Source organism: Microcoleus sp. Pol12B4 (assembly GCF_036701385.1).
Taxonomy (GTDB): Bacteria; Cyanobacteriota; Cyanobacteriia; order Cyanobacteriales; family Microcoleaceae; genus Microcoleus.
The window spans coordinates 1-14,507 of the sequence record NZ_JAUBQR010000038.1 but is presented as its reverse complement, the minus strand read 5'-3'; the positions used below and the strand labels follow the sequence as shown (position 1 = coordinate 14,507).

The 14,507-nt window shown below is 45.8% G+C and carries 13 protein-coding genes and 1 pseudogene; 1 reads left to right on the top strand and 13 read right to left on the bottom strand.

The window, feature by feature from the left end; all coding sequences use genetic code 11:
- Positions 1-116 precede the first annotated feature (116 nt).
- The 10 genes from QUA38_RS07855 to QUA38_RS07810 all read right to left on the bottom strand — a co-directional run bounded on the left by QUA38_RS07855 (position 117) and on the right by QUA38_RS07810 (position 11,822).
- Entirely contained in the window at positions 117-596 is a 480-nt protein-coding gene (locus QUA38_RS07855; protein ID WP_333160652.1) for a hypothetical protein, read from the bottom strand.
- 204 nt (positions 597-800) lie between these two features.
- Positions 801-2,471, bottom strand: coding sequence for a glycosyltransferase family 39 protein (locus QUA38_RS07850; RefSeq protein ID WP_333160650.1), 1,671 nt, complete (start codon positions 2,469-2,471; stop codon positions 801-803).
- Positions 2,472-2,595: 124 nt separating this feature from the next.
- Positions 2,596-5,571 carry an L-glutamate gamma-semialdehyde dehydrogenase gene (gene pruA / locus QUA38_RS07845; protein WP_333160648.1) on the bottom strand — a complete coding sequence of 992 codons (2,976 nt, stop codon included), beginning with the start codon at positions 5,569-5,571 and terminating at the stop codon, positions 2,596-2,598.
- Positions 5,572-5,655: 84 nt separating this feature from the next.
- Positions 5,656-6,579, bottom strand: coding sequence for a hypothetical protein (locus QUA38_RS07840; protein WP_333160646.1), 924 nt, complete (start codon positions 6,577-6,579; stop codon positions 5,656-5,658).
- A gap of 199 nt (positions 6,580-6,778) precedes the next feature.
- Positions 6,779-9,433, bottom strand: coding sequence for a protein-arginine deiminase family protein (locus tag QUA38_RS07835; RefSeq protein WP_333160644.1), 2,655 nt, complete (start codon positions 9,431-9,433; stop codon positions 6,779-6,781).
- Between the two features lie 101 nt (positions 9,434-9,534).
- Entirely contained in the window at positions 9,535-9,876 is a 342-nt protein-coding gene (locus QUA38_RS07830; protein WP_333160642.1) for a DUF5615 family PIN-like protein, read from the bottom strand.
- Positions 9,877-9,879: 3 nt separating this feature from the next.
- Positions 9,880-10,206 carry a DUF433 domain-containing protein gene (locus QUA38_RS07825; protein WP_333160640.1) on the bottom strand — a complete coding sequence of 109 codons (327 nt, stop codon included), beginning with the start codon at positions 10,204-10,206 and terminating at the stop codon, positions 9,880-9,882.
- 11 nt (positions 10,207-10,217) lie between these two features.
- A complete protein-coding gene (locus tag QUA38_RS07820; protein ID WP_333160638.1) occupies positions 10,218-10,538 on the bottom strand; it encodes a DUF433 domain-containing protein in 321 nt (106 codons plus the stop codon).
- 56 nt (positions 10,539-10,594) lie between these two features.
- A complete protein-coding gene (locus QUA38_RS07815) occupies positions 10,595-10,744 on the bottom strand; it encodes a DUF433 domain-containing protein (protein WP_333160636.1) in 150 nt (49 codons plus the stop codon).
- Positions 10,745-10,817: 73 nt separating this feature from the next.
- Positions 10,818-11,822: a hypothetical protein gene (locus QUA38_RS07810; RefSeq protein WP_333160635.1), complete on the bottom strand. Its 1,005-nt coding sequence runs from the start codon at positions 11,820-11,822 to the stop codon at positions 10,818-10,820.
- A gap of 57 nt (positions 11,823-11,879) precedes the next feature.
- Here QUA38_RS07810 and QUA38_RS07805 point away from each other — a divergent pair, with 57 nt between their 5' ends.
- Positions 11,880-12,077 (top strand): type II toxin-antitoxin system HicB family antitoxin, encoded by a 198-nt coding sequence (locus QUA38_RS07805; RefSeq protein ID WP_333160633.1) that lies wholly within the window; start codon positions 11,880-11,882, stop codon positions 12,075-12,077.
- A gap of 175 nt (positions 12,078-12,252) precedes the next feature.
- Here QUA38_RS07805 and QUA38_RS07800 read toward each other — a convergent pair whose 3' ends face one another.
- The 3 genes and pseudogenes from QUA38_RS07800 to QUA38_RS07790 form a co-directional block, all read right to left on the bottom strand.
- Positions 12,253-13,662 (bottom strand): NAD(P)(+) transhydrogenase (Re/Si-specific) subunit beta, encoded by a 1,410-nt coding sequence (locus tag QUA38_RS07800; RefSeq protein WP_333160631.1) that lies wholly within the window; start codon positions 13,660-13,662, stop codon positions 12,253-12,255.
- Positions 13,659-13,952: an NAD(P) transhydrogenase subunit alpha gene (locus tag QUA38_RS07795; RefSeq protein ID WP_006633295.1), complete on the bottom strand. Its 294-nt coding sequence runs from the start codon at positions 13,950-13,952 to the stop codon at positions 13,659-13,661. Before QUA38_RS07795 ends, QUA38_RS07800 begins: the two co-directional genes overlap by 4 nt.
- A 188-nt stretch (positions 13,953-14,140) precedes the next feature.
- A pseudogene (locus QUA38_RS07790) lies at positions 14,141-14,507 on the bottom strand (NAD(P)(+) transhydrogenase (Re/Si-specific) subunit alpha); the annotation flags it as partial.

The following is a 14,507-nucleotide window of genomic DNA, read 5'->3' as shown; positions in this document are numbered from 1 at the left end:
TACAATCCTTAATCTTCTACCAACTATTAAAAGCGAACCGTAGGGACACCGCACTGCCGTGTCCTACTCCCCGCCCCGGACACGGAATACCGTGTCCCTGCTTTTGGGAATTGGTATTAAAAATTGGCGGCGTAAGTTAAGTCAAATTGGCGGCACAGGGTGATGCAGCAGTAGCTTGGTCGATCGAATACTAATTCGTAATTCATCTGGCCGTCTATTTTTGTGATCGGCTGCTTTAAGGGGATGCCCTGAATGTCGTATTGGCGGCGTTCTAAGGCACTCCAGTCGATAATTTTAATGTCGATTTGGTTCTGCAACTCAGTTGCGATCAGATATAGGTGCATCTTGTCTTGAACTTTCCCAGTCAGGGGAACTTTTATTAACACTGACTGGGTGACGAGGGGTCTTTGGTCGTTGGGATGTTTCTGGGTGTGGCAGCTTTTGAGTTCTATATCGTAAGGTTCTACCTTGAATTTCTCTCCGTTGGCGATCGCAGATGAGTGCAAATCTTCCAGGCACTTTTCTAGGTGAGGAATCAGCCCTAAGTCTGGATCGCACAGCAGTTTACGAATGTTGGAGGTTTCAGTGACTGTCATTTGAGATTATTGATGTTATTTTTTAATTCTTAACTTTTAGCTTATCACGAAAAGCAAACTATCGAAATTCCACTTGCGACATAGTTCCAAAAAGTTCTACTTGCGACATAGTTCCAAAAATGTCGTTTATAACCAGTAAGCAGCAGTGAATAAGACCTTTATTTTTTTGCAGCCAACCAGTGTTTTTGACCTTAAAGTTTTAGATTATTTTTTGGTAATTTTCCATAGATTAAGCTCAACATTAAGGTCAGCCGGATCTATTTGATAGTTTTGTTGCTGAATTGCCGATCGCAAAGTAGAGGACGGTCTGTATAAAAACAACTCACTGAAACCGCCGGGAATTTTTGGGGTTTGCGGTTGTTTCTTTGCCAATTCTCGATTTCTGTAGCAAGAAGTGTAACAGCGGGGTTCTATTAGCAGTTTGACTTTTGGTTCTAGGTAATAACTTAAAGGCATCATATATGCGATATTGGCATCGCTGATAATTAGGGGATTGCTGGCTTGATTGACAGTTCCAGCTACTTCCAAGGCACCCAACCAACCGCTGCCTTTATTCCACCAAATGTCTGCTTGAGAACTAACTCCACCGGATATAATACCTGCGGAAAAAACTGTAACTATAACTATTTTCCACAGTTTTTGCTGTTTTAAGCTCTCCAAATTGTTACTAATTTTCGCAGACAAAAGGTAAGCCACTGCTAGCTGAACTCCCACATAACAAGGAACTAAATATCGCGGATTTGCTGATCGCCTTCCACCCTTAATTATATCAGGTACTGCTAAAAACAAAGCAGTAGTTGCAATTAATAACAATACAATCAACCACACTCGCTTTGGTGTTTGTCGCCCTAGATAATAAAGGGCATAGCCGACTAAAGCTAGAATCATAATACCAACTGGAATTAGCAAGGCTAGTTCTGTGGCGTTGGCGGTTCCATCAATGCCAATATCAAAAAATGCTATGCTGACGGAACCAACCCACCTGCTGACTAATCTTAAGTAATTTGTTTGTTCGGCCCATATTGTTGTGCTTCTAACTTGATTGAAGTTTTCTACAGTATTTACCAGGGAAGGCATGAAGCCACTCAATGCGATTAAAGATGCTACATAATAGGAAATGAATGTTTTCACATCGCGCCAGTTGGCAATAACTGCGACGTAGATTGCGTGGGCGGCAGCGACGCAGACAAATAACAAGTGGCTGTACAATCCCAGTGTTGCTGTGCCTGCATAAAGCGCCCAGGAAAGAACGAGGGGGACAGCATTTTGATTTTGGTCAGAGCGCATTGCTCGCAGCAAGGCTGCACTGGATAAAATAGTAGTTAATGTCCACAAACTGTACTGTCTTGCTTCCTGGGCAAACAAGATGTGGTAGGGAGAAATTGCGAAAATTGCGATCGCCATCCACGCTACGGCTGAAGATTCAAATAACTCCCAAGCCAGCCAATAAATTGCGGGAAATACTAGCAGGCTAATCACGGCGGCCAAACTTCTCATTGCTGCAACGGAACTGCCGAACCATTGTGCCCAATATCGCGCTAGTACGTAATACAGAGGGGGGTGTTGGGGGTCTTCGGTTGCTAAAGAATTGAGGGTATCCCTTAGAGTTTTTTCGGAATTTATCTGCTGATATTTTTGTAAATCCGCAGGCGAGGTTATTTTCTGGTACGAAATTTGTTTAATTATTTCGGCTTCGGTGTAGCCAGAAACTCTCAAAGAAGTATATGTTTCGTCGATCCAGTAAAATTTGCGATCGAGATTGGCGAAGCGAAATAAAATACCTATGACTAATACGGCTATAATTAAAAATCGCAGCCACTTGTCAAGTGAAGGGTTGTGAGAATTTACTCGATCGCGATCTTTGGTAGGTTCCATTTTATAACTAGCTAATCTGGCACAAATTTTTTCTGTTACCCCACCCGTAAGGTGCGCCTAGCGCACCCTACTAACTTAACAGCCACAGAGAGGACTTCAGTCCTCACTACGAACAAAGGAATGATTAATCATCCACTCCTTCAATCGGCGCAAAACCCTGCCGCTGAATATTTTCGGTTATGGTGCGGGGTTCGAGGAATTGCAGCAAATAATCCGGGCCACCCGCTTTAGAACCAACTCCCGAAAGTTTGAATCCTCCGAAGGGTTGGCGCGATACCACAGCGCCGGTGATGCCGCGATTGATGTACAGGTTTCCGACTTCAAAATCGGATGCGGCTCGATCGATATGCGAAGGCGTGCGAGAATACAATCCGCCGGTTAAAGCAAAATTCGTGCCGTTAGCAATCGCAATCGCTTCGCTGAAATTCTTTGCCCGAATCACCGACAAAACCGGGCCGAAAATTTCTTCTTGGGCGATAGTTGCTGTGGGCGATACTTCCGTAACAATGACTGGGCCGACAAAATAGCCGGTTTCCGGTGGCGGCATTTCTAAAGCTATTTTAGCTTCGGCGCGGCCTGTTTCGATGTATTCGCGGATGCGCGAATGGGCATTTGCATCGATCACAGGGCCGACTTGAGTGCCGGGATTTTCTGCTGCGCCGACATTGAGCGATCGCGTCGCTTCTACCAATCTTGCCACAAAATTATCGTACACCGATTCGACCACAATTACTCGCGAACAAGCGGAACATTTTTGGCCGCTGTATCCAAATGCCGAATAAACTACGCCTGCAACTGCTTGGTCTAAATCCGCACTTTCATCGACAATAATTGCATTCTTGCCGCCCATTTCCGCAATTACTCGTTTCAGGTGTTTTTGCCCCGGCTGCAAAATCGCAGCATCGGCATAAATCTGACAGCCAACTTCCTGAGAACCGGTGAAAGTAATCATGTGAACGTCGGGGTGTTTCACCATGTAAGCGCCGACGGTTGAACCTTTGCAAGGCACGTATTGAAATACGCCTTTGGGAATACCAGCTTCTAGCAAAATTTCTGTGATTTTTGCTGCAATTACTGAGGAAACTTCCGCAGGTTTGAGCAAAGTACAATTCCCTGCTACCAGCGATGCAACTGTCATTCCCACAGGAATTGCGAGGGGGAAATTCCAAGGTGAAATGATTAAAGAAATGCCGCGCGGCTGATAGCTGTAGCGGTTGGTTTCTCCGGCTACGTCGTAATTTTTTCCTTGTTCCAACCGTTCCATTTCGTCGGCGTAGTAGCGACAAAAATCAATAGCCTCGGAGACTTCGGCATCGCACTCTCTGACAGGTTTGCCGACTTCAAACACCATCCAAGCTGACAGTTCGTGCCGTCTTTGTTCCATCAACTCTGCGGCTTTGTGGAGGACGCCTGCCCGCTGTCTGACGGGGGTTTTTCGCCAACTGGTGGAGGCTGATTTTGCTGCTTCAAGGGCTTGTTTTGCCTGTTCTTCGGAAAGCAATCCGATTTTGCCGACTACTTCTGTGGGATTGGAAGGGTTGAGGGAATTGACTGTTGCTTCAGTATTTTGGTACTCGCCATCGATTAGAGGTAAATAGGTTTTACCTAAGTTTGCGCGCACTGATTTGATGGCTGTTTCTGCTTGTTGCCGCAATTTGGTATTGGCGTAGTCGGTATCGGCAACGTTGGGAAATACTTTGCTGTAAACTAGCTGGTCATTTCCGTTAGCAACGGGCGCGGCTAACAATTGTTCGATCGGCATTTCTTCGGAACTTTGCCGGATGAAAGAACTGTTGGCGGTATTTTCCAGCAAACGGCGGATCAAATAAGCCATTCCCGGCAGCAAATCGCCGTAGGGACAGTAGACTCGGACGCGATAACCCCGATCGACTAAAAGCTTAGCCAATCTGTCGCCCATGCCGTACAGTACCTGCATTTCAAAGCGGCGGCGCGGGATGTTGAGAGTTTCGGCAATGGCGATCGCCCTCGCTTGCGAGCGTACATTATGACTGCCAATAGCTGCATACAAATATTCGTGATTTTCTAGCAGCAACTGCGTCATCTGCTCGAAATTGGCATCGGTAGCAACTTTGTCATTGTAGACCGGCTGCGGCCAATCTTTCTGCATCGCTTTGATAGTTTCCTGATCCCAGTAAGCGCCTTTTACCAGACGCACTGTCACCGGATTTCCGCGTTTTTTTGCCCAGGAAATCAGGTTTCGCAAATCTTGGGCACTGTCGCGCAAATATGCTTGCAATGTAATTCCAATATCGGTGCGATTGCGAAACTCTTCCTCTAACAATAAGTCTTTGAGAATGCTCAGAGTCAAACTCTTATAAGCATACTGTTCCATATCGAAATGAACGGCCGCTCCCAATTCCTTAGCGCGGCGCAGTAACAGGCGAATTCTCTCGCTTACTTTCTCCTCGCTACCTTTAGCATCCAACGGGTCAAACTGAGAATAAAAAGCCGTTAACTTTACCGATACTTGCACTCGCGGCAGAGTTTCGCCGTCAGCTTTGTCAATTGCATCTACCTGCGACCAATTCTTCGCTGCATTCGCTAGTTCCTCCATCAATTCCAAATAGCGGTTAAGATAAATTTGCGCCTCCGCTTCAGTAATGACAGCTTCCCCCAAAAGGTCAACTGTAAAACCCATTTTATCTTTGCGAAGTCGCTCTAAGGTTTTAATTACCTGCTTGATATTTTCCCCAGAAATATACTTGTGCGCCAAAGTTTCCACAGCAGGCGCAACCGTTGTCGCCGCCAATTGACCCGGAACCGAATCAGCGTTAGCAAAGTTGAGCAATTTTTTTAATGCTTCGGGCAATTCTACCTCTTGGGCGGTCAGGTATTCTTGCAGGTGGCGGGCAATTTCCGGCCTGCTGCGGAGGGCCGGCAAACAGTCAATAAATCGAAACAACTGCACCCGCAGTCCGGGGCTGGCCATCGCCCAATCCATAAGTTTGTCGTCCCAGCGCATTTGGTCTTGGAGTTGACCGAAAAAAGAGCGCTTTTTCTCTTGAGTTACCCGCAGTATTTCTTTGGCAATTTCCTGGGTTTTTGCTTCGTAGATGTTTTCAGATACTTGTGCGATCATTGGTAATAAGTAATTTGTAATTTGTAATTTGCTACAGGGGGACTTTATGTATTTTGTAACTGCCCCCTGATACAATTATAGTTGCTATTTGACTTCAATTTTAACTTGGTAGTTTGCTTGGCGATCGCCTGAAATTTCAATAGTATAATCGCCGCTACTGGCTAGTTGACCTTGCCACTGACCTGTGCTGTCAGCAGTACCTATATTTTCACCGTTAGGAGCAATAATTGCTGCGCTAACTTGACCTTCTTGAACATTTATTGTCATGCTTTGGCCGCTATTGCACTCCAGTAAGTAGCGCTTTGATATGTTGGCTCGCAAACTACTGCTCAGAATAGTTCCCGTAGCACCGGCTTGAAAGTTAACTCGCTCAGTTACAGGGGTTTCAACCGCAGCGGGAGAAGGAGAAGGAGAAGGAGAAGGAGAAGACGACGGCGAGGGGGAAGCAAGTTGCGGAACGCCAGACACAGAGGGTATTTGAGTGGGACTGGGCGACGGAGGGATTGTGGCGGGCAGTCCTCTTCCAGGGGCAGGGGGAAGTCCGAGCCGGCGGTTGGCGGGCGCTGTTGCGACAGGCGGAGGGCTTTCGGGGAGGGGTACGTCAGCGGGTAGTTTGATTTGAAGGTTCGCTCTTTCCTGATACATTCTCCACGCTAGCAAACTGCCGAGACTAAGGACGGAACCGACTAACATTCCGCTGAGAAAAACTGCTAATATTTGCCACGAGCGAGCTGGTTTGGGATCGGGGTTGGCAGTTGGAATTGTTGAAGCCGGATAATTTGCAAGTTGAGTTGTTTCCGGCGCGCTATCGGCGGCAATTGGAATTGTTTCGGCTTCGTCTATTGGCGTTGAAAAATCTTCGGACCCGACAATTTCTGCGGGAGTTTCTGCTGGTGCGGAAGTTGAATCTGTCCTGTCAATTGCACTGCGATCGAACTCATCGCTGGCAGTGGAAATTGTTTCCGGTTGCTGAGTCAAAATTTGTTTTTTTTCCTGTTCGTCGCTCATGGGGCTAAATTTATTTTACAAAGACCGCTTTTAGACATTTTACGTTACTGGTGCGATCGCCTGCACAGCACCCATACGGCACGGCTATTGACAAAATGCCGTCCGTGTTGATCGAGAAATCTCTCTGCTGGGGCGATCGCAATTTACCAATTTTCGGTAAATATTGAGCACAAATTGCGATCGCAACTTACTACCGGACTCAATTATTAGGCAAAGACTGCCAAAAAGGCCGGTCTTCTGGCTTCCTCACAGTATTCGTCGCTGACTGCACGTTTCCTTTCAATTCTTGATAATACCTGTCATCCAGAAAACTAACGCTGACGCCTGCAGGAAGCAGCAGTTGGCGCAATCTTTCCTGGGTGTAATCTACACCCTCAATCATTGGCCCGCGCGGATTTGAAACTAACAACTTGCCGTTAACTGGCACCGAATTGACCATATTTGGCCACCAAGCATAACCGCTGTAGCCAAACATCGCCGGAACTTGAATAATTTGGTCGTCTCCGAGTAAAAACTCTCTTTTCAACTTCTCTATAATCGGATTAAGTTTCTGATTTTGCAAATAGAGATTGTGTTGAATTAAAGCACGGTTTTTCAAGGCGGCGCTGACTGTTGTTTGAGTGCTTAAACCACGATTGATCGTAACATCGCCGTAACCTCTTCCCTCCAATTCTTCCAACAGCTTAACTCCGGCTTCGGGACTGGCGATCGCCATTACATATTGTCCGGGAGTTTGAGTAGGAATAAAATTGATAATTTCATCGACTTGGCGAGTCAAAAGCCAAGAAGTATCAATATCCACTGGCGGCCCTTGAATTCTCTGAGCTTGAATAAAATCAAGTACCTCTGGATTAAAACTAGTATTTCCCGAATTCCCGTAATAAACTCGACCCATTGGGTGTCCGGGAATCGGCGGTGTCACCTGCAAATTGCCGTATCCGTCAGACCACTGACTTACAGGGTCTAAAGAACGAGGATTGCCAATTTTAAACTCTTTCACATCTCGGTTTTGAGTTGATTTAAGAGGCGGGTTTTTCTCTGGCTCGCTATTGCTTTTTAGGGCGACATTAAACAGGCGTATTTCGGATTGTTCGGGGAGTTGAACGTATCCGTTTTTCTGGGTATCTTGCATCCAAGTGCGATCGCCCTGGAGAATTTTTACTTTAGCGCCAGTGGGTTCTACTGCTCGTTTTAGTTGGGAGATAAATTCGCTGTTTACCGAGCCTCTGTCGCTGACCTGAACTTCGGTTACTGGTGCTGTATTTGGCGGTATCATCCAAGGACTAACGCCCATTTGGATTGTTGTGGAGGCAATTTCTTGGCCGTTGTTTTGGGCAGTGGCTTTGAGATTAACAGTGCCGTTCCAATTGCGATCGGCAAATTGTTTGGCTTCGACACCTAAAACAATATTCGTGCTAAAAACTAGAGCTTTAGCACCGGATATATCTACAGGTTGCCAGCCCTCGCCAGTTTTCTGAAAAACGCTGATGTGAGGGCTAGCAATGCTGTCAGCCGTGATAAATAACTGAGAGGTTTTGAAGTTTTCAGACAGGTTCAAGTTAACTTGAGAAAGCATTGCTGCACGGCGGGGAGCGCTAACTTTTGTTTGTTTCCAAGTCGGTATCTTGCCGCGAGCGTTATTGCGATCGTTAAATAAAATTAGCGCGCCCTGGGACAAAGACCATTGTTCTTTTCCGGCGTCGTCTTGCTCGTTAATTTGGCCATCTCTGTTAGTATCTCCCGCAAAGAAAAAGTTCGGCGGCGACGCAGCAGGCGTAACTGGGGCGGGAGTTGGTGTTGCAGTTGATTCAGGAGTTGGTTGAGGAGTTGCTTGCTGATTTCTCTCTAACTCTTGTCTTTCTAATTCTTGTCTGGCCAACTCTTGCCTTTCAAGTTCTTGTCTTTCAACTTCTTTTCTGGCTGCTTCTTGCGTTTCAAGTTCTTGTCTTTCAACTTCTTTTCTGGCTGCTTCTTGCCTTTCAAGTTCTTGTCTGGCTAACTCTTGCTTTTGGAATTCTTGCCTTTCAAGTTCTTGTCTGGCTAACTCTTGCCTTTGGAATTCTTGCCTTTCTAGTTCTTTCCTGACTAATTCTTGCCTTTCTAGTTCTTTTCTCGCTAATTCTTGCTTTTCAAACTCTTGCCTTTCTAATTCTTTGCGAACTCGGTCTTTTTTCTCTTGCTCTTTTCTCTCTATTTCTCGACGAGCAAATTCTTTTTTCTCTTGCTCTTTGCGGGCTCGCTCTCTTATCTCCTCTTCCTCGGCTCTAATTTTCTCAAGAGAACGTGCAACTTGCATTTCATAGGTAGCGACACTGAGGTTTCCTTGGTATTCGATGGTTTTGTCGATCGCCCCATCGGCCAAAAAAGAATCGTGAGGAATGAGTCGCAGCGTATTGATAGCCAACTGCCACAGCCGCTGGGACTCTTCCCAAGTAGCAGAAGAAGGATTAGAAGTGCGTCCAATTAAGACTGCTTGGGCGGCTAATTTAGCAGCATCGTCCCAATTATATTTGGCTCTTTCTTCTATTTGAATCTGACTTTGAACTTTTTGGAGTTGCTGGGCCAGAGTTTGGGATTGCTGGCGGTTGATTGCTGATTTCCAAAGTTCTGCCGGAAACGGGGCGCTGTCGGGAGTTTTGGCAAGGTTATCTAATTGTACTTTCAGCCGATCGCGCAATTTGTAGAGTTCGGAAAGGGATTGCGGAGTTTCGCCGTCTGGCTGTCGCGCAGAGAGTGCGAGTTGGTAGTTTAAGGAAGGTTGAGCCACTGTTGTGGGGACTGCAACCCAAATAATACCGATGACGACACCGAAACCATTGACGATCGCGATCGCAATATATCGAACCCAGCGCATATAGTTTATCCTCAGACACGCCAATAATTTTACCTAATCTTGGGAGCAATGGGGGATTTAATTGTAAGGTTGTGAGGTCGGGAAGGGCGAGGGGCTTTTTTTCAGCTTTGGGGACGTATTACCCGAATCAATTTGCCAGTCAATGTTTCTTCAGCCAAAATAGCTTCATCAATACGTGATGCCAACCTTCCCCAGTTGCGATCGTTAGTGCAGGCAATAATACCAGAATGATTAGGTTGGATGCGATGCAGTCGGATGAAATCTTGCCGATTGAGTGTTAACACCGATCGAGAATCACTCGTTGCAAATTCTAACACTCCATCGTCAGGAATTTTAAGTCCAGCATTTCCTGCTTCTTGAACAGTTAAAACATCGTGACCGAGAGTTCGCAGAATTCTGACAACAGCTATTGGGTATTGCTCATCTGAATATAAACGCGCCATGTTTTAGGCTTCCTCATTTTCCCAGATTGCCAGTTCAATTTCATCAGGATAGGCATCAGCATAAGCCCAGGTATTTGCCAGATCCGCCGCACTAATAGTGGGATAATTTTCTAACAAATCGGCTTCACTATATCCTATACGACGAGCTTCAACCATTACCCAAACAGGGATACGAGTCCCCGCAATACAAGCCCTACCACCACACACGCCGGGAGTTTTTTCTATTCCTTGCCAAGTATTGCTTAAACTTTGAACTAATAGCTGTATTGCCTGAGTTTTTTCAGCTGGAGTTAAGGCCAGGAGTTGTTTTTCTAATTCTTTCAGTGTCATAGTTTGCTATCTCAATCATTTTCTCTAATTGCTTGTTCAATTTCGTCGGGGTAAGCCTCAGCATAAGCCCAAGCATTGACTAAATCAGCCGCAGTCAAATGGGGATAGCACTTAAAAAGTTCCGCATCGGTGCATCCGAGACGGCGATAACCCACCAGTACCCAAACTTGTATGCGAGTATTCCCGACACAGGCATCCCCTCCCCAGACACCGGGAGTCTTTTTAATGCCTAAAGAACCCTTGGTTAAATTTGGAGTTAGGATGCTGATTAGTTTAGCTTTATCAACCGCATTTAAGGTTAAGACTTGAGTTTCTAATTCTTGTATAGTCATAAGTGCGATCGCTCGGATTTGATATTAGTTAGATTATAGCAAATTCGCGTCATATTTTAGGGTGCATCATTTCTAGCGATCGCAGCTTCAATTTCCTCTGGGTGTGCCTCAGCATAAGCCCAAGCATTCGCCAAATCTGCTGCATTCAAATGAGGAAAGTCTTGCAAAATCCGCACATCATTTGCACCCAGAAGGCTAGTACACAAAAGACCAAACTGGCATCCTCCTTCTTGCCGATACAAGCATCGCCTCCGCACACTGCGGGAGCTGTTTTAATGCCTAGAGAATGGAGTGTAACTTAAATAGGTCGTCAAAGAAGTTTTTCACAGTTCGTTTTGCGTCTTCAGTATGCAAAAACTCATAACCACCAAACCTGTATAATTCATAGCCTGCAAGTCTTAATCGTCTATCTTCTGCAACCATTTCTGCATATAGTTGAGGGTTGGCTTTGTCATTTTCGGAATAGTGTTGCTTCCCATCTATTTCAATTACAATGTTTTTTCTGTAAGGAAGAAGAAGCAGGAAATCCATTCTTTGTCGGCTTAATCGTTTTACACCTTTGAGCTGTTCCCATGTATAGGGGTCATAATGCAAGTACACTTGAGGAATTAGTGCTGGTAGTTTTTCTGTCAATTTTTCATAAAAATAGCTGTAGTACGTGTTAAGTAAAATATTTTCTGGCTGATTGCCCCCCAGAGATATTTTGAGTCGATTGAACAGGTTATGACGCTGCTCAGAACGTGTCTGATTATGGAGTTCTTTTTGGTCTCGCCACCAGTCTACTAACTCTTCCCATAACAGCCCTTTTTCAAAAAAGGGTCTATCATATACGAGACAGTATTCTTGATTTTTGACAATCTTAATCTCATTACTGATTGCCTCCATTAAGACAATTTCAGGCTTAGGTCCATTTGCAGCGAATATCAGGTTCTTCACCTCACTGCTAACACCCTGCACTGAAAATTCGAGTCTTGCTATGATTCCTTGATACTCCTCGTAAATTAGTTGCTTTCTCTCTCTCTCTCCTTCCTCAAAGTATAAAACTGGATACTTTTTGAATACGCCTTTTAGAATTTTAGCTTGAACTAGCGGGCTTGCGTCTTCAAGTATGCGAATGAACTTTTCTCTTGTAGTGCCAGGTTCATAATCTTCTACGTTAATCTCTAAGTCGCAGTAGTAAGGATAAAAGTCGTAGTGAGTTCTGTAAGAAAAGCCATGCAGATATCCATTGTAAACTCCAATGTAATCATTTACAAGTCTGTATATATCTGATTTCTTGAGCATACTTATTCAGTTATTTAGCCACTACAATTATCTATACATCCTACAACCCAATTTCCTATGAAGTCAACACAAAAGTTTACAGCAATTATGGAACCAGAAGGCGACGGATATCTATCCCTTTGCCCCGAACTTGATATTGCCAGCCAAGGTGACAATATAGAAGAAGCGCGACAAAATCTGCTCGAAGCGTTGGAACTATTTTTTGAGACAGCCGATCCTTCGGAAGTCAAGAATCGGCTGCCTACAAACTATTAAACGATTAGCTTATAAGACTCGGCGATTTCAATCGCTTAAGAGTCAAACGAAGTCCCTCTCGCTTGAGACTGAAGAATATTGATATCAAAACAAAAACCCAACAAAAACCCGGTTTCTCCAAGAAACCGGGTTTAATCATCAGCGTTAATCCGCGTTCATCTGCTGTTAAAAAATCCTACAACTGCTTCACCTCAGAAACCAATTTGGCAACCACATCCTTAGCGCTACCAAACAACATCATCGTCTTATCCTTGTAGAACAACTCATTATCTACACCGGAAAAACCAGCACTCATCCCGCGCTTAATCACGATCGTATGCTTAGCCTTATCAACCTCCAAAATCGGCATCCCGTAAATCGGGCTCGCCGTATCGTGACGCGCCGCCGGATTCACTACATCATTCGCCCCGATTACCAACGCCACATCCGTCTCGTCAAACTGCGGATTGATATCGTCCATATCGTACAACTGCGGATAAGGCACGTTTGCTTCCGCCAACAGCACATTCATGTGCCCCGGCATCCGCCCAGCCACCGGGTGAATTGCGTATTTCACGTCAACACCCATTTTTTCCAAACCGTCGGCTAACTCGCGCACCGCGTGCTGCGCTTGCGCTACAGCCATCCCGTAACCCGGAATAATTACAACCGATCGCGCATAACCCAACATCATCGCACTTTCTTCGAGATTGATGCTGCGAACAGTTTTGTCAGTAGAACCAGCAGCCCCAACAGCAGCCCCAGCACTTCCGCCACCGCTACCAAACGCGCTAAACAGCACACTACCCAAGGATCGATTCATCGCCTTGCACATGATTTGCGTCAAAATAATCCCCGACGCGCCCACCAATGCACCAGCGATAATCAGCATATTGTTCATCAAAATGAACCCAGCCACACTCGCCGCAATCCCCGAATAAGAGTTAAGCAGCGACACCACCACGGGCATATCGCCACCGCCAATGGGTAGCACAAACATGATTCCCAGAATATTGGAAATCGCCACCAAAGCCAAGAATACCGGCACATTCTCCGGGTTCGTCAGCATATAAGCGCTGCCGGCTAAAAGTGCGATCGCCAGCATGGCATTAAACGGCTGTTGCAGCGGAAACGTCATTGGCGCACCCGGTAGCAATTCTTGCAGCTTCGCAAACGCCACAAGGCTACCAGTGAAAGTAATTCCGCCAATGAGCACACCCAAAAGGATAGTGATTGTCGCGTCTGGAGTTGGCGATTCCGGGATGCTGAGATAGCGCCAGAATTCCCCCACAGCAACGAGTGCAGAAGCCGCGCCCCCAAAACCGTTAAGCAAACCCACCATTTGTGGCATATCCGTCATCGCCACGGTATTCGCCATAATCGTTCCCAAAATGGAACCGACGATAATTCCGACAGCAATCAATTCGTAGCTAACTACTTGCTTTTCCAGCAAAGTACCCACGATCGCAATTAACATCCCGATCGCAGCTAACACATTCCCTTGACGCGCGGTTGCAGGGGAACCCAACTGTTTCAAACCGATAATAAACAAAGATGCGGCAACTAAATAACCTAGTTGAATGCCACTGGGCAGAAAATCGCTCACGCTTTAACCTCTTTTTTCTTGAACATTTGCAGCATTCGATCGGTTACTAAGAAACCGCCGACAACGTTAATTGTGGCTAGGGCGATCGCGATCGTCCCCAAAATCGAAGTAACAGTCACATTGCCTTGACCAGAAATCAGAATTGCACCTAAAACGGCAATTCCAGAAATCGCATTCGATCCCGACATCAAAGGTGTGTGCAGCGTCGGCGGGACTTTATTAATTACTTCAAATCCCACAAACGACGCTAGAGTAAACACCACTAAACCTGCAATCAATCCTTCTGCCATAACAAGTGGTAATTGGTAATTGGTTATTAGTCATTAGTCATTTGACTCGTTCCCAGCCAGGAGGCTGAGAACGCATTCATGGGAGGCTCTGCCTCCGGTATAGACTGGAGGCAGAGCTTCCTGGAGTACATTACAATGCAGAGCATTGTAACGATAGACATTATGATTTAGGTTCCCTATAATGACTCCTAACTATTGACTGCTGAAGCCTCAGCCGTCAAAGCATCGCGAACTCGCTGGTTGCTAATCTCACCGTCGCGGGCAACGCAAGCACCAGCAATGATATCGTCTTCAAAATTCAAATTTAGCTCCTTATCTTTCACCATCAACTGAAGTAAAGAGGAGATATTCTTCGAGTAAGTTTCGCTAGCGTGGACAGGCATCGAGGAGGGCACATTAATCGGGCCGATGACATTAACCCCGTTCCATTCAACATCTTTCCCCGCTTCCGTGCATTCGCAATTGCCGCCTTGTTCGCCCGCGAGGTCAACAATTACCGATCCGGGCTTCATTTGAGAAACCATTTCTCTAGTAACTAAAATAGGTGCTTTTCTG

What these genes read in the sequence shown, in the direction of transcription:
- QUA38_RS07855 (WP_333160652.1), bottom strand. Translation starts at nt 596, where the DNA reads ATGACAGTCACTGAAACCTCCAACATTCGTAAACTGCTGTGCGATCCA.
- QUA38_RS07850 (WP_333160650.1), bottom strand. Translation starts at nt 2,471, where the DNA reads ATGGAACCTACCAAAGATCGCGATCGAGTAAATTCTCACAACCCTTCA.
- pruA (WP_333160648.1), bottom strand. Translation starts at nt 5,571, where the DNA reads ATGATCGCACAAGTATCTGAAAACATCTACGAAGCAAAAACCCAGGAA.
- QUA38_RS07840 (WP_333160646.1), bottom strand. Translation starts at nt 6,579, where the DNA reads ATGAGCGACGAACAGGAAAAAAAACAAATTTTGACTCAGCAACCGGAA.
- QUA38_RS07835 (WP_333160644.1), bottom strand. Translation starts at nt 9,433, where the DNA reads ATGCGCTGGGTTCGATATATTGCGATCGCGATCGTCAATGGTTTCGGT.
- QUA38_RS07830 (WP_333160642.1), bottom strand. Translation starts at nt 9,876, where the DNA reads ATGGCGCGTTTATATTCAGATGAGCAATACCCAATAGCTGTTGTCAGA.
- QUA38_RS07825 (WP_333160640.1), bottom strand. Translation starts at nt 10,206, where the DNA reads ATGACACTGAAAGAATTAGAAAAACAACTCCTGGCCTTAACTCCAGCT.
- QUA38_RS07820 (WP_333160638.1), bottom strand. Translation starts at nt 10,538, where the DNA reads ATGACTATACAAGAATTAGAAACTCAAGTCTTAACCTTAAATGCGGTT.
- QUA38_RS07810 (WP_333160635.1), bottom strand. Translation starts at nt 11,822, where the DNA reads ATGCTCAAGAAATCAGATATATACAGACTTGTAAATGATTACATTGGA.
- QUA38_RS07805 (WP_333160633.1), top strand. Translation starts at nt 11,880, where the DNA reads ATGAAGTCAACACAAAAGTTTACAGCAATTATGGAACCAGAAGGCGAC.
- QUA38_RS07795 (WP_006633295.1), bottom strand. Translation starts at nt 13,952, where the DNA reads ATGGCAGAAGGATTGATTGCAGGTTTAGTGGTGTTTACTCTAGCGTCG.